The following is a 20,766-nucleotide window of genomic DNA, read 5'->3' as shown; positions in this document are numbered from 1 at the left end:
TTAACCTATGAGTTGTATTTTTGTTTAATAAGGAAAAAAAGGCAGATTTAAATTTTTTATCATCACAACCCACAGGTATTTTAGTTTTCGAAAATGGATTATCTATTTCTGCAATAGGCATAGGTCATGAAGGCCATTCTGTTGGAGAGGTTTGTTTTAATACTTCAATGACTGGCTACCAGGAAATTATAACTGACCCATCTTATTCTGATCAAATCATAAACTTCACCTTTCCTCATATTGGAAATGTTGGGGCAAACTTTGAAGATATCGAGTCAGAAAAAGTTTGGCTAAAAGGAGTTATATTTGCAAAGGAAATAACTGAACCTTCAAATTACAGATCATTTGAAAAACTAAATGATTGGTTAAAAAAAAATGAAGTTGTAGGAATTGCAGGCGTCGATACCAGGGCTATTACAAATTTAATTAGAAATAAAGGCGCTTTAAAAGCAACAATTGTAAATGGTGGTACCAATGAAACAAATAAATATCTTGAAGAATGCAAAAGCTGGCCTGGTTTAGAAGGAATGGAACTTACCAAGAAAGTTACCACTCAACAGATTTATAATTGGAATGATGAAGGATTATGGTCAAAAGAAAAGGGTTATAATAAAAATGATGAGCATAAATACCATGTTGTAGTTTTGGACTTTGGTTGTAAAAAAAATATTTTAAGAAATTTCTCTAATTTAAAAACAAAATTAACAGTTGTGCCAGCTGATACAAACTTTAATAAAATATCAGAGTTAAAACCCGATGGAGTTTTTCTGTCAAATGGACCGGGAGACCCTGCTGCCACCTCAAAATTTGCAAATGAAACTATAAAAAAAATATTAGAGAGTAATATTCCAACCTTTGGTATTTGCTTAGGTCATCAATTACTTGCACATGCTTTAAACTGTAAAACAAAAAAAATGCATCAAGGACATAGAGGAGCAAATCACCCTGTAAAAAATTTAAATAATAACCTTGTTGAAATTACATCACAAAATCATGGTTTCGAAGTTGATAAAGATAATATTCCTAATGATGTAGAGGTAACTCATATATCCTTGTTTGATCAATCTATCGAAGGAATTAAATCAAAAAAATATAAAGCTTTCTCAGTACAATATCATCCAGAAGCAAGTCCTGGTCCTCATGATAGTCATTATTTATTTTTAGAGTTTATTAAAGAAGTAGAAAAAAATGCCAAAAAGAACTGATATTAATAAAATCATGATTATTGGTGCTGGTCCTATTGTGATAGGACAAGCTTGCGAATTTGATTACTCTGGATCACAAGCATGCAAAGCGTTAAGGCAAGAAGGATATAAAATTATTTTAGTTAACTCTAATCCTGCAACCATAATGACTGATCCAAATGTTGCAAACATCACTTATATTGAACCTATAAACGGTCAGGTCCTAGAAGAAATTATAAAAAAAGAAAAACCTGATGCAATACTGCCAACCATGGGTGGTCAAACTGGGCTTAATGCTGCAATGAGTTTAGATCAAAAGGGAATATTAAAAAAATATAATGTTGAATTAATTGGAGCCAATGCTGAAGCAATTGATAATGCAGAAAATAGAGAAAAATTTAAAAAAAATATGAATGAAATTGGTCTTGAGTCGGCAAGATCATATATATGTAGAAATGAAGAAGATGCAAAAGAAGCGTACAAAAAGATTGGAGTTCCCTCTATCATTAGACCATCATTTACGCTCGGAGGTACAGGTGGAGGAGTGGCCAATACAGAACAAGAATTTTTTCAAATTATAAAAAACGGTCTAGATTTATCTCCAACTAACGAAGTTTTAGTTGAAGAGTCTTTAGTTGGTTGGAAAGAATTTGAAATGGAGGTTGTAAGGGACAAAAAAGATAATGCAATTATTGTTTGTTCGATTGAAAACTTAGATCCAATGGGAATACATACGGGTGACTCGATTACAGTAGCCCCTGCCCTAACTCTAACAGATAAAGAGTATCAAGTCATGAGAAACGCATCAATTGCATGTCTTAGAAAAATTGGAGTTGAAACAGGTGGTTCAAATGTTCAATTTGCCATCAATCCAAAAGATGGAAGAATGATTGTAATCGAAATGAACCCAAGAGTTTCAAGATCATCAGCATTGGCATCGAAAGCTACTGGTTTTCCTATTGCAAAAGTCGCAGCCAAGTTAGCAGTTGGCTATACATTAGATGAGATACAAAATGATATCACAAAGGTAACACCGGCATCATTTGAACCAACTATCGATTATGTTGTTACTAAAATTCCAAGATTTGCATTTGAAAAGTTTAAAAAAAGTAAAGCAGAACTAGGAACTGCAATGAAATCAGTTGGTGAAAGTATGTCGATTGGAAGAAATTTTAAAGAGTCTTTGCAAAAGGCATTGGTCTCGCTTGAAGTTGGCCTAACTGGCCTTGATAGTGTTGACTGTGATTTAAATACTATAAAAGATCAATTGAAAAAAAATATACCTTTAAGAATTTTATACGTTGCTGAGGGATTTAGAAAAGGACTAAGCTTAGAAAATATTCATCAACTCTGTAAAATTGATCCATGGTTTTTAAGACAAATAAAAGAAATTGTAGATACTGAAAATGAAATTATTAAAAGCCCATTCCAAAAAGATACATTCAAATTAATTAAATCAATTGGTTTTTCAGATCAAAAAATTTCCGAGCTATCAAATAAAACTTTAGATCAAGTTGAAAAATATAAAAAAGATAACAAAATTAATATTACATATAAAAAAGTTGATACATGTGCTGCTGAGTTTTCCTCATTAACACCATACATGTATTCAACTTATGATCATGGTTTAATGTCAGACGGAGAATGCGAGGCTAATCCATCTGATAAAGAAAAAGTCATAATAATTGGAGGTGGACCTAATAGAATTGGCCAAGGTATTGAATTTGATTATTGTTGTTGTCAGGCAAGTTTCTCATTAAAAGAAATGGGATTTGAAACAGTTATGATTAATTGCAATCCAGAGACGGTTTCAACAGATTATGACACTAGTGACAGGCTTTATTTTGAGCCTCTTATTGATGAATATATTATTGAAATACTTAAAAAAGAAAGTTCGTCTGGAAAAATAAAAGGTGTAATCGTTCAGTTTGGTGGACAAACACCAATCAAATTAGCTAAAAAAATTCATGAGTCTGGTTTTCCTATTTTAGGAACGCAACTCGAGTCAATTGATACTGCTGAAGATAGAGAAAAATTTAATCAAATCGTTAGTGAACTAAATTTAAAACAAGCAGAAAGCGGCCTAGCAAGAGGCAAGGAAGAAGCAAAAACTATTGTTGAAAAAATTGGCTACCCGATAGTAATTAGGCCTTCTTATGTATTAGGTGGTCGTGCCATGGAAATTGTTCACGATGATGAGCAATTTAATACATATATTGAAGAAGCTGTCCAGGTCTCCGGTGATAGTCCAGTATTGATTGATAAATTTTTAAATGACGCAATCGAGATCGATGTTGATGCCGTTTGTGATGGTCAGGATGTATTTATCGCAGGCATTATGGAGCATATTGAAGAAGCTGGAATTCACTCCGGTGACTCGGCTTGTTGTATTCCTCCATTTTCATTAGATGAAAAATTAATTCAAGAATTAAAACAACAAACGACATCTCTTGCTAAAAAATTAAATGTAATTGGTCTTATCAATATTCAATTTGCAATTAGAGGAAGTGATATTTATATTCTTGAAGTAAATCCAAGAGCAAGCCGAACTGTCCCTTACGTTTCAAAAGCTCTTAACATTCCAGTTGCAAAAATTGCTTCGCAAGTCATGGCGGGTAAAAAATTAAAAGAATTTAAAAATTTAGACAAAAAGCTAGATATCTTTGCAATCAAAGAAGCTGTATTCCCTTTCAATAAATTCCCAGAAGTCGATACAATTTTAGGGCCTGAAATGAAATCAACCGGAGAAGCTATGGGAATTGATAGTGATTTTGGAATGGCATTTGCAAAAAGTCAAATGTCAGCTGGAAATGACCTTCCAACAGAAGGATCTGCATTCATATCTGTAAAAGACGAAGATAAAGAAAAGGTATGTGAATATGCAAAAAATCTTTTTGATATTGGATTTAAAATTTTTGGAACTGGCCGCACTGCCGATACTTTAAATAAACATGGAATTGAATGTACAAAAATTAACAAAGTAAACCAAGGGAGTCCTCATATTGTTGAGTATTTAGATGATAAAAAAATCTCTCTCGTCATCAACACTACATCAGAAAAAAAGTCTATTGAAGATTCATGGTCACTACGTAGAGCAGCTCTGAATAATAAAATCCCTTATTTTACAACTCTTGCAGGCGCAAAAGCATGTACTCAAGCTATAAATTCTTTAAAAAAGAATTCCTTAAAAATTAAAAGAATTCAGGAATTATAATTATTTTTGAACAGGATAATCAGTTTCAAAAGTTACGTAATTGACTTGTAGACAACGTCTTTCATCTTTAATTACTTTTTTATCCAGACCATGCCAACTATTCTCATCAGTTGTAAATATATAACCATAGTTATCTTTATACGGAACAGTATAAACTTTTTCTAATTTCTCATTATAAAAATCAGTTCCAAGTTCTTCTGACTCTCCATTTCTGTTTACAAATAACATCGAAGACATTAATTTTTCTTTGATATCGCAATGAGGCTTGAGCCAAAAACCTTTTCTATCACAACAAATTTCTACTCTCACAAAAGATTTTGATAAATCTTTTCCTATCATTTCACCAATAAATTGATGAGTTTCTTTTTTTTGAAGATCTTTTACTAATTTTAATAATTCAGGATAGTTTTGTTCATTTTCTTTACTTATAAAACATCTAAATTTTAAAGCTTTTCCGCCAGACTTTATTCCCTCTCTTAATTTTCCATCTCCGCCATCAATTGCTCGAGTACCATCATATTCTATGTCATGAGCCGTTGGATCATCAAGTTTGGCATCGTAAAGTTCTTTGATCATACCTTCGGTCAATGGTTTATCAAATTCCCAATATCTAAATGGTTTGACACCATGTTTGCTTGTTTTCAAAGAATTTAAAATGCTCATTTATCTAAATTAAATTTTTCTATAATTATTTTTGCTATTCTTTTACTCTCATATAATTTTTCATAAGTCCAGTGTTCTAAGTTACCATTGAACTCCTTTATGATGTTTAAATCTTTAAAGCTTTGTAAAAATTTTTCAAAACGGTAGTCATTCCTAAAATTGGGTAATTTAGCTACATATAATGGTTTTCCAGTTATAGCCGCTTCAGAAATCATTGAAGTTGAATCACAGGTCACTACTATGTGAGAAGCTTCAGCATAAGCATTTGTATAATTTTTTTTATTTAAACTAAAATCATAACAAAATTCTAGGCGATTAAATTTTGAACTTAAAAAATTAAATACAGATTTGGGTGTTCTTCTTGATGCTATAACATTAATTTTTTTTAAATTTTTATTGTTATTAATTTTTTCAAAATGAACTTCTAAATCTTCTTTTTTAAAATTATAATATTTATTTGGTCCGCCTAATACAAATGTAATAACATTTTCTCCGTTATTTTTATTTATAACCTCTTCTTCATTTAGGTAATGCAATGCCCCAACTGATCGTATTATATTTTCAGAGTTAATTTTATTATCGTGCTGTGGAGTGATAATAAGGTCAAAGTTTTTAGATGATATCTTTGGGTCTTGAATATGAATATTTTTTAAATCTTTATTAAATTTTTTTTTAAAATATTTTTTTAAAACAATATTTGGAATTACACTCTTTCGTCCACAGGATATAATGATGTCTGGAAATGAGCTATCATCTTTAACTATTTCATTAAAATTAAAACTTTGTTGAATTTTTGGAGTTAAAAATGGAGGTAAAAATTTAAATAAAACTGGCAGATCAATTGTATGATGATCGAAAGTTGTATTTAAAGATTTTGCTAAACCCTCAACTTGACTAATCATGCCATGGGCGCCCTCTGTTAATAACCAGCAGTGTAATGCTTTCATTATAATAAATTATATTTTATTAGATTGTTTCTATAAATTAATCAAATGAGTCAAAATAAAGAGTTTAAAACTAAAGTACTAATTATAGGATCGGGTCCGGCAGGTTATAGTGCAGCTGTTTATACATCAAGAGCGATGCTAAAACCTATAATGGTTACTGGTATGGAGCCTGGCGGTCAGTTAACTACGACCACTGATGTTGAAAACTATCCTGGATTTGCAAAAGCTATTCGAGGTCCATGGTTAATGGAAGAAATGAAGAAACAGGCCGAGAATGTTGGCACTGAATTTGTAACAGATATAATTAGTGATGTTGATTTTTCAAAAAGACCATTTGTTTGCAAAGGGCAAAATGGAAATACATTTATATCTGATACAGTAATAATCTCTACTGGCGCCCAGGCCAGGTGGCTTGGAATTGAAAACGAAGAAAGCTTCAAAGGTTTTGGTGTAAGTTCATGTGCTACGTGCGATGGTTTTTTTTATAAAGGCAAAGAAGTAGCGGTAGTCGGAGGGGGAAATGCAGCTGTCGAAGAGGCAATCTACCTTTCTGGTATAGCGTCAAAAGTATATTTAATTCACCGAAGAGATGAATTACGTGCAGAAAAAATGTTGCAAGAAAAAATATTTAAAAATGAAAAAATTGAAATTATTTGGAATACCGTTGTAGAAAAAGTAAATGGAACTGATAATCCAAAAAATTTAGAGTCCATTACGATTAAAAACGTAAAAGATAATCTAACAAAAGAATTAAAAATTCACGGTTTTTTTGTTGCCATCGGACACAATCCAGCAACAAGTATTTTTAAAAATCAAATTAAAATGGATGATGAGGGATATATCATTACAAATCCAGACTCAACAGCAACAAATATAGAAGGTGTTTTTGCAGCAGGTGATGTTAAGGATAAAATTTTTAGACAAGCAATTACAGCAGCAGGCATGGGATGTATGGCTGCACTAGAAGCAGAAAAATTATTAAATCATTAACTTAATTTAGAACAGAAATCAGATATTCTTTCGACTGCCTTTTCAAGGTTTGTCATTGATGTAGCGTATGAAATTCTAAAAAAACCTTCTAGGCCAAAAGCTGAACCTTGAACAACTGCAACCCCAGTTGACTCTAGTAGTTTACTTACAAAATCAGTATCGTTTTTGATTTCTCCAAGGTCAGAGTGAGTCTTACCTATACAACCTTTGCAGCTTGGAAATACATAAAATGCACCTTGTGGATTTAAACATTCAATTCCATTAATTTTATTCAATTTAGAAACAACAAAATCTCTTCTCTCTTTAAATGCATCAGATCTATCTTTAATAAAAGATTGATCTCCATTTAAGGCTTCAACTGCTGCAGCCTGGCTAATTGATGAAGGGTTAGTTGTAGATTGAGATTGTATCTTTGCCATAGCTTTAATTAAATCTTTTGGACCACCAGCATATCCAATTCTCCAACCCGTCATTGCATATGATTTGCTAACACCGTTGATGGTTAACGTTCTATCAGTGACATTTTTATTTTGAGCAATAGTATAAAATTTAAAATTATCATAAACTACATGCTCATAAATATCGTCGCTCATTACCATAACTTCTGGATAATCTTTTAAAATATCTGCTATTGCATCAATTTCATCTTTTGAATAGCACGATCCAGTTGGGTTTGATGGAGAGTTTAAAATAATCCATTTCGTTTTACTGTTTAAGTTTTTCTTCAGTTTTTGAGATGTGATTTTGAATTCATCTTTCTCATCACAAATAACAATCTTAGGGGTACCACCTGCTAATAATACAATATCTGGATAAGATACCCAGTAAGGCGCTGGAATTAATACTTCGTCTCCTGGGTTTATAGTAGATAAAATAGCATTAAAAATTACTTGTTTACCACCTGCACCGACATTAATTTGATCTTTTGAAAACTCTAGACCATTTTCCTTTTTAAATTTGTTTATTATAGCTTCTTTAAGTTTAGGAGTTCCATCAACAGCAGTATATTTTGTATCACCGCTATTAATTGCTCTGATTGCGGCTTCTTTCACATTATCAGGAGTGTCAAAATCAGGTTCTCCTGCTCCTAAAGAAATCACATCAACACCTTTTTCCTTTAACTCTCTAGCTTTTTGAGTAACAGCTATTGTTGGAGAAGGTTTTATTCTTGATAAAGAACTTGATAAGATGCTCATAAAATATGTCTGTATTAAATACAATTAATAAATCAGAAAGCAAGGATACAAATAAATTATCCTTAAACAAGCTTGAGGGTGGAAAAGATTTTAAAATAACAAGTAACTTTAAACCATCGGGTGATCAACCTATGGCTATAAAAGAGCTTTGTTCTGGTCTCAATGATCAACAAAAAAATCAAGTGCTTTTAGGGGTCACTGGATCAGGCAAAACTTTCACTATGGCTAAAATTATAGAAACATTAAATAGACCAGCGATCATTTTAGCTCCCAATAAAACTTTAGCAGCTCAACTTTATGGTGAAATGAAGAGTTTTTTTGCAAATAACTCTGTTGAGTATTTCGTATCTTATTATGACTACTATACCCCAGAAGCTTATGTTCCAAGATCAGATACTTATATTGAAAAGGAGTCATCTATTAATGAGCAAATAGATAGAATGAGGCACTCAGCTACAAGATCTCTTTTAGAAAAAGATGATGTAATCATCGTATCAAGTGTTTCTTGCATCTATGGTCTTGGATCAGCAGAGTCATATAGCAAAATGACATTTACATTTATCAAAAATGAAAATTATGAAAGAGAAAATGTAATCAAAGGTTTAATAGAACTTCAGTATAAAAGAAATGACCAAAACTTTCAAAGAGGAACATTTAGAGTCAGGGGAGAAAACATAGAAATTTTTCCATCCCACCTTGAGGATAGAGCCTGGAAACTTAGCTTAGATGAAGGTAAATTAGTTTCTATTAAAGAATTTGATCCACTCACTGGAGATAAAACTGAAAATTTAAATATAATTAAAGTATACGCTAATAGCCACTATATCACCCCTCGCCCTACAGTAAATCAAGCAATAAAACAAATCAGAGAAGAATTAAGACTAACTATTGATAAATTTAGAGAAGAAAATAAACTTTTAGAAGCACAAAGAATTGAGGAAAGAACAAGATTTGATCTTGAGATGATAGAGGCAACAGGATCTTGTTCAGGAATTGAAAACTATTCAAGATTTTTATCAGGAAGAAATAAAGGAGAGCCACCACCAACATTATTTGAATATCTGCCTGATAATGCACTTGTATTTGTTGACGAAAGTCATGTTACTGTACCTCAATTGAACGGAATGTATAAAGGTGACTATACAAGAAAAAAAACTTTATCTGATTATGGTTTTAGATTGCCATCATGTATGGATAATCGACCATTAAAGTTTGAAGAGTGGGATTTGATGAGGCCACAAACAGTATTTGTATCTGCTACCCCTGGTCCTTGGGAAATAGAACAAACAAAAGGTGTTTTTGCAGAACAGATTATTAGACCAACTGGTTTAACTGATCCCGAAGTTGAAATACGACCCGCAAAAAATCAAGTGGATGATCTTTTAAATGAATGTCAGGGAATAATAAAAAAAGAGCAAAGAGTTTTGGTTACTACACTGACAAAAAAAATGGCTGAAGATTTAACAGAGTACTTTGACGAAAATGGTATTAAAGTTAGATATATGCATTCGGATATAGATACACTTGAAAGAATAGAAATAATCAGAGATTTAAGGCTTGGTCACTTTGATGTTTTAGTTGGCATAAATCTTTTAAGAGAAGGGCTTGATATTCCTGAATGTTCGTTAGTTGCTATCTTAGATGCAGATAAAGAGGGTTTTCTTAGATCAGAAACTTCATTAGTTCAAACAATCGGAAGAGCGGCTAGGAATGTTGAAGGAAAAGTCATTTTATATGCAGATAAGAAAACAAAAAGTATAACTAAAGCAATTGAAGAGACTGACAGAAGGAGAACAAAACAACAAGAATATAATAAAAAAAATAATATTAGTGCATCATCAATTAAAAAAGAAATTGGGGATATACTAGAGAGTGTTTATGAAAAAGATTATTTAAATACAGATAAATTCACTAAACCAGGACATAATTTAAAAAAACATATGAAGGCATTGAAAAAAGATATGCAAAGCGCCGCTGATAACTTAGAGTTTGAAAAGGCAGCTGAAATAAGAGATGAAATTAGAAAATTAGAGCAATCTGATATGGGTCTAACCGTAAATTCATTTACTAAGAACTATAAATCTAAAAATGCTGGTAGATCTACACAAGGAAGAGCTGGTACAAGAGCTGGCAAAAGGTACAAAAAAAAATGAATATACTAATTACAGGTGCCGGGAAAAGAATTGGTAAAGAAATCGCGGTTGGATTTGCAAAAAAAGGTGCAAATATAATACTTCATTATAATAAATCAAAGATAGATGCTGAAAATACAAAAAAATATATTTCAAAATATAGTAAAGCAATTTTAATAAAAGCGAATTTAGAAAAATACCAATCTGTAAAAAAACTTTTTCATGATGCTAAAAAAAAAGTTGGTAAAATTCATCATTTAATTAATTGTGCTTCAGTTTTTGAAAATGACGATATCCTAAAATTTAATGAGAAAAGTTGGAACAAACATCTAGATACAAATGCTAAAGCACCGGCAATTTTAATCTCTAATTTTGCTAATCAAAAGCTTAATAAAAGTGAAAATGCGACAATAACAAATATACTTGATCAAAGAGTTTTTAAACTTACTCCTTATTTTTTTTCTTACACTGTAAGTAAATTAATATTATTTAATATGACAAAAACAGCAGCGATGCGATTGGCGCCAAAAATCAGAGTTAATGCTATTGCACCAGGTCCAGTAATTAAAAATACTAGGCAATCAACAAAACATTTTAAAAAACAGTATTTAAATACCTTGTTAAAAAAACAAGTAGATAAAAAAGAAATTTTTAATGCTTGTAATTTTTTTATTCAGAATCAATCTATAACTGGTCAATCAATCGCGATTGATAGCGGTCAAAGTTTAAATTGGCAAACTAAAGATTTAATAAATATTAATGAGTGAAAAAAAAGTAATTAAAATAAAAAATAACATCAAAACCTCTGAAGAGGTAATCATTATTAAAAACTTAAAATTAAATGCAAAATTTGGGTATTATCCTCATGAAAAAATTACAAAACAAGAACTAGTTTTTAATTTAAAAATTTTTACAAATGAAAATTTGTATCAAGATAATTCTTTAAATGAAATTATAGATTATGACCAAATCATAAAAATTATAAAAAAAATTTTAAATGAGGATATTAATTTTCTAGAGACTTTGTCTGAGAAAATTATTACTAAAATATTTGACGATCAAAGAGTGAACAAAGTCAAAATTAGAATTGAGAAAACTCAGGCCGTAAAAGAATGCGAAAGTGTTGGCTATGAAATAACAAAAAAAAGAATTTAGAAATATGAACTCTTTAGAACAAGGTAAAGAGATATTTAAAAATAAATCTAAACTATGCTCTAATAGTCCTGGGGTTTATCAAGTATTTGATGAGAAAAATAAAATCATTTATGTTGGTAAAGCTAAAAACTTACCAAACCGATTATCGAATTATTCCTCCAGTTCTACACAGCCAATTAGAACAGAGAGAATGATAGCATCGACAAATAGAATAGATACAATTAGCACTTTAAATGAATCCGAAGCACTTCTTTTAGAAGCAAATTTAATAAAAAAAAATAAACCTAGATATAATGTCTTGCTTAAAGATGATAAATCTTTCCCATATATACAAATTAGATCAAGCCATGACTATCCTCAGATAACTAAATTTAGAGGTAAACATAATGATAAGGATATTTATTTTGGTCCTTTTGCATCAATCGCGTCAGCTAATTGGACAATTAAAATGCTTCAGAAAGTTTTCCAGATAAGGGTTTGCGATGACAACACTTTCAAAGGAAGGTCTCGACCCTGTATTTTATATCAAATTAAAAGATGCTCAGGACCATGCACTGGAGAAATTACAAAAAGCGAATATTCCAAAACTGTTGATGAATGCTCAAGTTTTTTAAATGGAAAATCAAGAGATATACAAAAAAAAATGTCACAAGAAATGGAAAAAGAAAGTGACAAACTTAATTTTGAAAAAGCAGCTATATTAAGAGATAGAATTAAATCCTTAACTTACATCCAATCATCTCAAAATATTCAAAAAAATAATTTAAAAGATGCAGATTTAATTGTTAGTTATAGAAAAGAAAATATAACGTGTGTAGTAATATTTTTTTACCGATCTAAACAAAACTGGGGCAGTCAGTATTTTTACCCAAAACATGATCATGAGGATAGTGATGAGCATATCCTAAAATCTTTTTTAACTCAGTTTTACGAAAACAAAGAGCCTCCATCTGAATTAGTTCTAAATTTAACTCCTGAAAATCATGAGTTAATAAAATCTGCATTTGAAAAAAAATATAATAAAAAAATTTCAATTAAAATATCGCCAAAAAATTCAATGGTGAAAAATGCTGTTAAAAATGCACAAGAACAACTTCAAATTAAAATACTATCACAGGAAAAAAATAATGATCTACTTATTTCAATGGGTGAAAAATTCAAATTAGGTTTTACCCCATCTTTAATAGAAGTATACGATAATAGTCATAATCAAGGAGATAGTAATATTGGTGCATTAATTGCCTTTGGAAAAGATGGATTTATTAAAAATAGATATAGAAAATTTAATATCAAAAATACTAAAATAAAATCAAACGATGATTATGGTATGATGACCGAAGTCATACAGAGACGTTTCTCAAAAGTAGACTCGCTAACAGATGAGAATGTACCTGATTTATTGCTCATTGATGGCGGCAAAGGTCAGTATTCAGTTGTGAGAAATAAATTAAATGATTTAGGATTTCATGGCCTTAAGATTATCGCAATATCTAAGGGAAAAGAGCGTAACAAAGGTAATGAAAAATTTATTAGTGAAGATGGTGTTATAGAGTTAGACAAAAATGATCCTGTGCTATTTTTGACTCAAAGAATAAGAGATGAAGCTCATCGATTTGCAATTACTACTCATCGAAAGAAAAAAACTAAACAAATGTTTAAATCTCCTTTAGATGAAATTGATGGAATTGGATCAAAAAGAAAAAAAGCACTTTTAAGTCATTTTGGATCTGCAAAAGCAATAGAAGGTGCTAGTTTAGATGATATCAAATCTATTGATGGAATTAATGACAGTTCAGCAGAAAAAGTTTATAATTTTTTTCATAAAAAGAAAAATATTCTTTAATGTTAAAAATACCAAATATATTAACTATAGGAAGAATAATTTTAGTTCCCATATTAGTCTTTGTATTTTTTTTACCTGGTACACTTGGTGACTGGCTTGCATGCGGAATTTTTGTTTTGGCAAGCTTTACTGATTTTGTTGATGGTTTTCTTGCAAGACTTCTCAAACAACAATCTAGACTTGGAGAGATGCTAGATCCAATTGCAGATAAAATTATTGTAGTTACAGCTTTAATTCTATTAGTTAAAAATGATACGATTACAAATACTAATATAATCGCAGCAATAATAATTTTATGCAGAGAAATTTTAGTATCAGGTTTACGCGAGTATCTCGCTAAATTTAAATTAAAAATGCCAGTTTCTCAACTTGCAAAAGTTAAAACTTTTTTTCAAATGTTTTCAATTTCAATTTTGCTGGCAGGAAATTCTGGAGATAAATTATTAGGGGGTTATGGTTTGGAAATAGGTATTACTTTGTTATGGCTCTCTGCAATTCTTACTGTTTATACTGGTTATGATTATATAAAAAAAGGCATTGATCATGCCCTTGATTAAGCAATAACTTTTCGATTAACTATTTCTAAGTACTTATCAAAAAAACTTCCTATAGAGTTTGTAACTTTAAAACTATAATCCCCAATTTGAGAAACAGGTGTCACTTCAGCTGCTGTACCAGTTAAAAAGCAAGCTTCAAAATTTTTCAATTCTTCTAGCTTAATTTTTCTCTCTATAATTTTAAAACCTTTTTCTTTTGCAATATCAATTATAGTTCTTCTCGTAATCCCATCTAAAAAACAGTCAGGTATTGGAGTGTGAATTTCTTTAGTTTCTTCATTCAAGAAAAAAATATTTGCTCCAGTTGCTTCAGCTACAAAGTCCTCATGATCAAGCATCAGTGAGTCATTAAATCCATCTTTTTCTGCTTCATGTTTTGAAAGTGTACAGATCATATACAATCCTGCAGCTTTTGTATCCCAGGGTATTGTATTTGGAGCTGGTCTCCTCCATTTAGAAACATTTAATTTAATTCCATGTTCTTTAATTTTTGGGTCAAAATAAGATCCCCATTCCCAAGTGGCAATTGCAAAATGGATTTTATTTTTTTGTGCGGATATTGCCATCATTTCACTACCTCTCCAGGCAACAGGTCTTACATAACCATTTTGAACATTTTGAATTTTAATAATCTCATTACAAGCTTCATCAATTTGATCTACGGTGTAGGGTATTTCAAAACCCATTCTTCTAGCTGAATATATTAAACGATCAGTATGTTCTCTTAATTTAAATATTTCTCCATTATAAACTCTCTCCCCTTCAAATACACAGCTGCCATAATGCAATCCATGAGTAAGGACATGAAGCTTGGCGTCTTTCCAATCTATAACTTGGCCGTTAAACCAAATTTTTCCATTTCTTTTATCGTACGGGACAGGTTCCATATTGAAGTAGATAGAAATTATATTTGAATGTAATATAAGTCAATAATACTGACTAATATCTTATGCTAAAAGATTTTCTCTACCTTAAAGAACAAAACCTTAAAGATGTTGTTGAACTATTATTGAAGGCCTATACTGCCTCATTTTCTGACAGCGAACAAACATTAAAAAGAAATGCTTTAGGTAAAGCTCACCACAGATTAATTATTCTAATTAATAATAACCCAGGCATCAAGGTCACTGAAATCTTAAATAATTTAAAAGTTACTAAACAGAGTTTAAACAGAGTATTGCAAGATCTAATCAAAAAAAATTTAATTTTACAAAAGAAAGCTGAAAAAGATGGAAGAGAAAAAGAAGTATATTTATCAGAAAAAGGCTTAGAACTTACTAATAGCTTATTTAATTCTCAAAAAAATAGAATACTAAATGCATTCAAAAAATCGTCACCAGATGAAGTTAATTACTTTAAAAATGTGTTAAAAAGAATCATAGGATGAGTGAAGAAAAAAAACATATATTAATAATTGATGATGAAGAAGGTATTCGTGAACCATTAAAAGAATATCTAGAAAGTGAAAATTTTTTTGTGTCTACTGCAAAAGATGCTGAAGATGCAAAAAATAAAATTCAACTTTTAGAATTTGATCTATTAATTGTAGATATTATGATGCCTGGTCAATCTGGTTTAGAGTTAACCAAAGAAATTAGAAAAGATAAAGACACACCTATAATTTTTTTAACTGCAATGGGTGAGTCTGCTAGCAGAATTCATGGGCTAGAAACTGGAGCAGATGATTATGTTCCAAAACCTTTTGAGCCAAAAGAATTAGTCTTGAGAATTAAAAATATTCTAAAAAGAGTTAAAAGTTTAAGAGAAGGCATGCACCTCATAAAATTTGGTGAAAGAAAAGTTGATTTAAAAAAAATGACTATAACTTTTAAAAAAAATGTTGAAAAAATTAATCAATCCGAAAAGCTGCTACTTGAAAAGATGATAATGTCTTTGGGTAAAGTATTTCAAAGAGAGGATATATCCAAAATTATTAATTTAAACAAAGAACGTGCTGTTGATGTAGTAATAACCAGATTAAGACAAAAAATAGAACCCGATCCAAAAAATCCAATATACCTTCAAACTGTTAGGGGTAATGGGTATGTTCTTTGGGCCGACTAAATGATTAAAAAGTTTTTACCTAAAACTTTATTTTTTAGATATTTTCTTATCATAATAGCACCCGTAATTTTATTTCAGATTTTGCTTTCTGTTGTTTTCTTTGACAGTCTATGGCTGAAAACAAATAAAGGCTTAGTCAATTCTTTATCAGATGAAATTGTAACCTTCATTAAGTTATATGAAAATGAAAAAGATACAGAAAAAAAAGGAATAATTCTAAAAGCATTTCAAGATAGTCAACCTTATGTAATAAAGGTATCGGTTGGAAAAATATATCAAGAACCAAATTATTCCAAATTTGCTTTTTATGACAGGTTGCTAAATGAAGAATTTCAAAAAAATTTAAATTATAAATTTTGGTTTAATACCAAAATACATAAAGATTATGTTAAAATTTTAGTAGAATTTAATAATCAAATAATTGATTTAATTGTACCTAAATCAAGAATAAGAAATACTTCAGGAAGAATTTTTCTACTCTGGATACTAGTTCCAGCTTTTTTACTCATTATAATTTCCTTATTATTTTTAAGAAACCAAATTAGACCAATAACAAACTTGGCTTCTGCAGCTGAGAAATTTGGAAAAGGTCAATATGTTGCTGAAACAAAGCCATCTGGAGCAATAGAAATTAGAAAAGCAATAAATGAATTTGAAAAAATGAAACAACGAATATTAAGGCATATTAGCCAAAGAACATCTATGCTATCGGGAATAAGTCATGACTTAAAAACACCATTAACAAGATTAAAACTACAAATAGAAATTTTAAATAAAGATGGAAAATTAAATAAAATAAAAGAAGACGTAAACGAAATGCAGAAAATGATTACTGATTATTTAGATTACTCAACATCACAATCTGAATTATCCTCAAATAAATTTAATTTATCAATTATGTTAAATGAAATTTTCCATAAATTTAGTGGTTCAAAAATAAAACTTGATTGTAATAAAAATTATTTTCTCACAGGCAGACAACACCTAATTAAAAGATGCATTCTTAATGTTGTAGAAAATGCTTTGAAATATGGTAATTCAGTAGAAATAAAAGTTAAGGATACTAAAGATAAAGTAGTAATTATAATCGATGACGACGGTCCAGGAATTCCAGATCGCGAAAAGGAAAGAGTTTTAAGACCATTTTATAGATTAGATAAAAGCAGAACTTCAAGCTCTGGGAGTGTCGGACTTGGGTTATCAATTGTACAAGATATCGTCAATTCTCATGGTGGACAAATAGAGCTTCAGGACAATCCTAAAGGCTCTGGCTTAAGAGTAAATTTAATATTCCCATCATAATGTTTGTAAATAATTTTGATCCAGTTGCTTTTGAATTTTTTGGCTTTGCTATTAGGTGGTACTCCTTAGCATATATCTTTGGGTTGGTATTCGCAATTCAATATGGAAAGTATTTAATTAAAAATAATAATTATTTTAATTTTGAACCTAAAATACTCGACGACTATCTGCCATTTGCAATTATTGGGATAATTATTGGAGGAAGGATTGGTTATGTATTATTTTATGATTTTCAATTTTACTTAACTAATCCAATTGAAATACTCTATGTTTGGCAAGGTGGTATGTCTTTTCACGGGGGTCTCATTGGTGTCATTTTAATATCAATTTATTTTTCAAAAATTAAAAATTTAAAACTTTTAATTTTTACAGATTTATTAGCCATCATTACTCCAATTGGTCTTTTTTTAGGAAGAATAGCAAATTTTATAAATTCAGAGCTAATTGGTTCACCCAGCAATTTGCCTTGGTCTGTAATTTTTATAAAAATAGATCAAATACCACGACATCCATCACAGCTTTACGAGGCTATACTTGAGGGGCTAATATTATTTTTAATTTTAAATCTAATCTATAAAATTAAAAAAACTACAGGTTTTGTATCGGCCTCTTTCTTAATTTTTTACAGTTGTTTTAGAATTTTTGCTGAGCAATTTAGATTACCAGATGAACATCTGGGCTATATATTTGGATTTTTTAGCATGGGAACAATTTTAAGTTTATTTATGTTATCATTAGGATTGATACTTATAGTTAATGTTAAAAATAATAAATAATATAAAGAAAAAAAAAATACCATTAGATGATTACATTAATACTTGTCTATACAAATATAAATCTAGTTATTACGAAAAGAAAAAAATATTTGGACCCAGGGGCGACTTTATTACATCGCCATATATTTCAAGTATATTTGGAGAAATTATAGCAATTTATATAACTAATTATTTTTTAGAAAAAAAATTTTATAGTTTTTCAATTCTTGAAATTGGTGCTGGAGAGGGTGTAATGGCAAGAGATATTATTAATACTATTAATAAATTTAAAAATATTAATTTCTCATATTTTATATTAGAAAAAAGTGAAAATTTAAAAAAGAAACAAAAAAAAAATTTAAGCAAACTCAAAGTTAATTGGATAAAATCACTTGATGATTTAAAATGCAAAAACTTATTTATAGTATCAAATGAACTATTAGATGCATTTCCAGTCAAGCATTTAAAAAAAATTAAAAATGATTGGTATGAAAAATATGTATGCTATGACAACAAAAAAAATAAGATTATTTCAGAATATGCTAAACTCAAAAATAAAAATCAAAAAATTTTCAAACTAGTAAGTAAGAATAATGATTTTATTGAATTTTCACCATCAGCAATTGAATTTTTAAATCAAATTAAAAAAGTTTTAAAAAAAAATAAAGATAATTGTTTTTTAACTTTTGACTACGGTTACCTAGATAATAAATTTAAAAATACACTACAAGGACTAAAGAATCATAAAAAAGTAAGTATTTTTGAAGATCCTGGAAATGTCGATATAACCTATCTAATCAACTTTAATTTAATAAAAAAAATTTTTAACAACAAATCCAATTTTGATAACATAATTATGTCTCAATCAGAGTTTTTAACTAGGGCTGGGATTATTGAAAGGTTGAGACAAGCAACTAATATTTTAACTTCTGAAAAAGATAAATTAAAACTAGAGATGTCAGTAGATAGACTAATTCATCCCAAGAAAATGGGGAATTTATTTAAATGTTTAATTATTACTAATGCAAATTAAGTCTCAAAAATTATCTAAAGTTAAAAATATTTCTCATGGTTTTTTTTCAAAAAAAGGAGGTTGCTCCAAGGGTATTTACAAGTCTTTGAACTGTGGTTTGGGATCAAAAGACAAAAAAATATATGTTATCAAAAATATTGAAGTTATTAAAAAAAAATTTAGTTGTAATAACATAAATTTATTAAATCAAATCCATAGTAACAAAATAATACATTTAAAGAGAAAAAATAAAAAAATAAGACTTGGATATGCTGATGGTATTTTTACTTCATTAAATAAAATTATTATTGGAGTATTAACAGCAGACTGTGTTCCGATACTTTTTTCATCAAGATGTGGAAAATTTATTTGTGCTGTACATGGAGGTTGGAAGGGTTTGCATAAAAATATCATAAAAAATGCTTTAAAATTATTCATAAAAAATAAAATAAAAAAAAACGATATTATTTGTGCTATAGGACCGTGTATTGGATTTAAAAGCTATGAGGTAAAATCAGATTTTAAAAACAAAATAATAAACAAGAATAACAAATATCAAAAATTGTTTAAAATAAAAAAAGGTAAGATATTCTTCAATATTAAACAATACGCACTTACAAAATTAATTGAACAAAAGCTAAGTAGAAAAAATATTCAAATTATTGAGAAGGATACATACTCAAGTCCTAAATTTTTTTTTAGTTTTAGGAGATCTGTGCATAAAAAAGAAGATGATTATGGAAGAAACATTTCAGTCATAGTAAAAGATTCGTAATTCATGAAAATAATATCTTGTACTAATAACGTTAGCTTATCAAAAGATATCGCAAAAAAATTAGGAAAAAAAATTGTTGATACAAAAATTACAAGATTTGCTGATGGTGAAGTCTATGTTGAAATTAATGAAAATATGAGAGGTCAGGATGTTTTTGTCATTCAGAGTACATCTACACCTGTCAATGATAGCATCATGGAATTATTAATTTGCGTTGATGCCTTAAGAAGAGCATCAGCAAAAAGTATTACCGCAGTACTTCCTTATTTTGCTTATGCGAGACAAGATCGTAAGGTGACACCAAGATCGCCAATTAGTGCTAAGTTGTTTGCTAATCTATTAATTGGATCTGGTGTAAATCGTATTCTTACAATGGACCTGCACGCTAATCAAATCCAAGGATTTTTCGACATTCCAGTTGATAATTTATTTGCTGCCCCAACATTTGTATCGCACATAAAAAAATATATTAAATCAAAAAATATAGTTTGTGTTGCGCCTGATGTAGGTGGGGTTGAAAGAGCAAGAGCAATAGGTAAAAGATTGTCTGCGGATCTTGCCATAATTGATAAGAGAAGGTCAGGTCCTGGAAAATCAGAAGTCATGAATGTAATTGGAAATGTAAAAAATAAAACCTGCATAATTATTGACGATTTAGTAGATAGTGGTGGAACAATTGTAAATGCAGCTACTGCTTTAAAAAATAAAGGTGCAAAAGATGTTTATGCTTATGTTGTGCACGGAGTGCTTACTGGAGAAGCAGTAAAAAAAATAAATAAATCAAAAATTAAAAAATTTGTAATTTCAAATTCAATTTTGAATGATAAAAAAATCGGGCGATCAGCAAAATTTCAAATTATCAATGTGGGCACTTTACTTGCTGAGGCAATTAAACGTATTTCTATATCAAAATCTGTATCAAAACTGTTTAAATAGGCCTTTTTTTACAATAAATCTCACTTGTCTTTTTTATACTT

Annotated in this window: 19 protein-coding genes; 15 read left to right on the top strand and 4 right to left on the bottom strand. The window is 29.6% G+C overall.

Features of this window, described 5'->3' with window-relative positions; all coding sequences use genetic code 11:
* Positions 1-20: 20 nt before the first annotated feature.
* Together carA and carB are read left to right on the top strand one after the other, a co-directional pair.
* On the top strand, positions 21-1,205 hold the full coding sequence (carA, locus tag ACTTAT_RS04940) for a glutamine-hydrolyzing carbamoyl-phosphate synthase small subunit (RefSeq protein WP_440679970.1): 1,185 nt from the start codon (positions 21-23) through the stop codon (positions 1,203-1,205).
* Complete coding sequence (gene carB, locus ACTTAT_RS04935) at positions 1,189-4,398, top strand: carbamoyl-phosphate synthase large subunit (protein ID WP_440679969.1); 3,210 nt, start codon at positions 1,189-1,191, stop codon at positions 4,396-4,398. The genes carA and carB overlap by 17 nt, the downstream gene beginning before the upstream one ends.
* Here carB and ACTTAT_RS04930 read toward each other — a convergent pair whose 3' ends face one another.
* Complete coding sequence (locus tag ACTTAT_RS04930) at positions 4,399-5,061, bottom strand: hypothetical protein (RefSeq protein WP_440679968.1); 663 nt, start codon at positions 5,059-5,061, stop codon at positions 4,399-4,401. It abuts the gene before it with no gap.
* On the bottom strand, positions 5,058-5,963 hold the full coding sequence (locus tag ACTTAT_RS04925; RefSeq protein ID WP_440679967.1) for a mitochondrial fission ELM1 family protein: 906 nt from the start codon (positions 5,961-5,963) through the stop codon (positions 5,058-5,060). Before ACTTAT_RS04925 ends, ACTTAT_RS04930 begins: the two co-directional genes overlap by 4 nt.
* Before the next feature lie 90 nt (positions 5,964-6,053).
* Between ACTTAT_RS04925 and trxB the strand changes: the two genes are divergently transcribed.
* Entirely contained in the window at positions 6,054-6,998 is a 945-nt protein-coding gene (trxB, locus tag ACTTAT_RS04920) for a thioredoxin-disulfide reductase (protein ID WP_440679966.1), read from the top strand.
* Here trxB and ACTTAT_RS04915 read toward each other — a convergent pair.
* Positions 6,995-8,194: a pyridoxal phosphate-dependent aminotransferase gene (locus ACTTAT_RS04915; protein ID WP_440679965.1), complete on the bottom strand. Its 1,200-nt coding sequence runs from the start codon at positions 8,192-8,194 to the stop codon at positions 6,995-6,997. The two genes, trxB and ACTTAT_RS04915, sit on opposite strands and share 4 nt — an antisense overlap.
* A gap of 5 nt (positions 8,195-8,199) precedes the next feature.
* On the opposite strand from ACTTAT_RS04915, the gene uvrB reads away from it, so the two are divergent.
* The 5 genes from uvrB to pgsA are packed head-to-tail and all read left to right on the top strand — an operon-like array spanning position 8,200 to position 13,881.
* Positions 8,200-10,347: an excinuclease ABC subunit UvrB gene (uvrB, locus tag ACTTAT_RS04910; RefSeq protein ID WP_440679964.1), complete on the top strand. Its 2,148-nt coding sequence runs from the start codon at positions 8,200-8,202 to the stop codon at positions 10,345-10,347.
* Entirely contained in the window at positions 10,344-11,093 is a 750-nt protein-coding gene (locus ACTTAT_RS04905; protein WP_440679963.1) for an SDR family oxidoreductase, read from the top strand. Before uvrB ends, ACTTAT_RS04905 begins: the two co-directional genes overlap by 4 nt.
* Positions 11,086-11,481, top strand: a complete 396-nt coding sequence (locus ACTTAT_RS04900; RefSeq protein ID WP_009359866.1) for a dihydroneopterin aldolase — start codon at positions 11,086-11,088, stop codon at positions 11,479-11,481. Before ACTTAT_RS04905 ends, ACTTAT_RS04900 begins: the two co-directional genes overlap by 8 nt.
* A gap of 4 nt (positions 11,482-11,485) precedes the next feature.
* The gene (gene uvrC / locus ACTTAT_RS04895; protein WP_440679962.1) at positions 11,486-13,324 is read left to right on the top strand and encodes an excinuclease ABC subunit UvrC; all 1,839 of its coding nucleotides are present in this window, start codon (positions 11,486-11,488) and stop codon (positions 13,322-13,324) included.
* Complete coding sequence (pgsA, locus tag ACTTAT_RS04890; RefSeq protein ID WP_009359864.1) at positions 13,324-13,881, top strand: CDP-diacylglycerol--glycerol-3-phosphate 3-phosphatidyltransferase; 558 nt, start codon at positions 13,324-13,326, stop codon at positions 13,879-13,881. The genes uvrC and pgsA overlap by 1 nt, the downstream gene beginning before the upstream one ends.
* On the opposite strand, the gene ACTTAT_RS04885 is transcribed toward pgsA, so the two are convergent.
* Positions 13,878-14,768 (bottom strand): branched-chain amino acid aminotransferase, encoded by an 891-nt coding sequence (locus ACTTAT_RS04885; RefSeq protein ID WP_440679961.1) that lies wholly within the window; start codon positions 14,766-14,768, stop codon positions 13,878-13,880. The two genes, pgsA and ACTTAT_RS04885, sit on opposite strands and share 4 nt — an antisense overlap.
* Positions 14,769-14,830: 62 nt before the next feature.
* On the opposite strand from ACTTAT_RS04885, the gene ACTTAT_RS04880 reads away from it, so the two are divergent.
* The 7 genes from ACTTAT_RS04880 to ACTTAT_RS04850 are packed head-to-tail and all read left to right on the top strand — an operon-like array spanning position 14,831 to position 20,725.
* Positions 14,831-15,268, top strand: coding sequence for a MarR family winged helix-turn-helix transcriptional regulator (locus ACTTAT_RS04880; RefSeq protein ID WP_440679960.1), 438 nt, complete (start codon positions 14,831-14,833; stop codon positions 15,266-15,268).
* Complete coding sequence (locus ACTTAT_RS04875) at positions 15,265-15,945, top strand: response regulator transcription factor (RefSeq protein WP_440679959.1); 681 nt, start codon at positions 15,265-15,267, stop codon at positions 15,943-15,945. Before ACTTAT_RS04880 ends, ACTTAT_RS04875 begins: the two co-directional genes overlap by 4 nt.
* Complete coding sequence (locus ACTTAT_RS04870; protein WP_440679958.1) at positions 15,946-17,247, top strand: ATP-binding protein; 1,302 nt, start codon at positions 15,946-15,948, stop codon at positions 17,245-17,247. It abuts the gene before it with no gap.
* Positions 17,247-18,023 (top strand): prolipoprotein diacylglyceryl transferase, encoded by a 777-nt coding sequence (lgt, locus tag ACTTAT_RS04865; RefSeq protein WP_440679957.1) that lies wholly within the window; start codon positions 17,247-17,249, stop codon positions 18,021-18,023. Before ACTTAT_RS04870 ends, lgt begins: the two co-directional genes overlap by 1 nt.
* Entirely contained in the window at positions 18,004-19,035 is a 1,032-nt protein-coding gene (locus tag ACTTAT_RS04860) for an SAM-dependent methyltransferase (RefSeq protein ID WP_440679956.1), read from the top strand. Before lgt ends, ACTTAT_RS04860 begins: the two co-directional genes overlap by 20 nt.
* Positions 19,025-19,789: a peptidoglycan editing factor PgeF gene (gene pgeF / locus ACTTAT_RS04855; RefSeq protein WP_440679955.1), complete on the top strand. Its 765-nt coding sequence runs from the start codon at positions 19,025-19,027 to the stop codon at positions 19,787-19,789. Before ACTTAT_RS04860 ends, pgeF begins: the two co-directional genes overlap by 11 nt.
* A gap of 3 nt (positions 19,790-19,792) precedes the next feature.
* Positions 19,793-20,725, top strand: coding sequence for a ribose-phosphate pyrophosphokinase (locus tag ACTTAT_RS04850; protein ID WP_440679954.1), 933 nt, complete (start codon positions 19,793-19,795; stop codon positions 20,723-20,725).
* Positions 20,726-20,766: the final 41 nt, after the last annotated feature.

The organism is Candidatus Pelagibacter sp. HIMB1517 (assembly GCF_052047895.1).
Classification (GTDB): Bacteria; Pseudomonadota; Alphaproteobacteria; order Pelagibacterales; family Pelagibacteraceae; genus HIMB114.
This window is presented reverse-complemented; position numbering and strand designations above follow the sequence as displayed.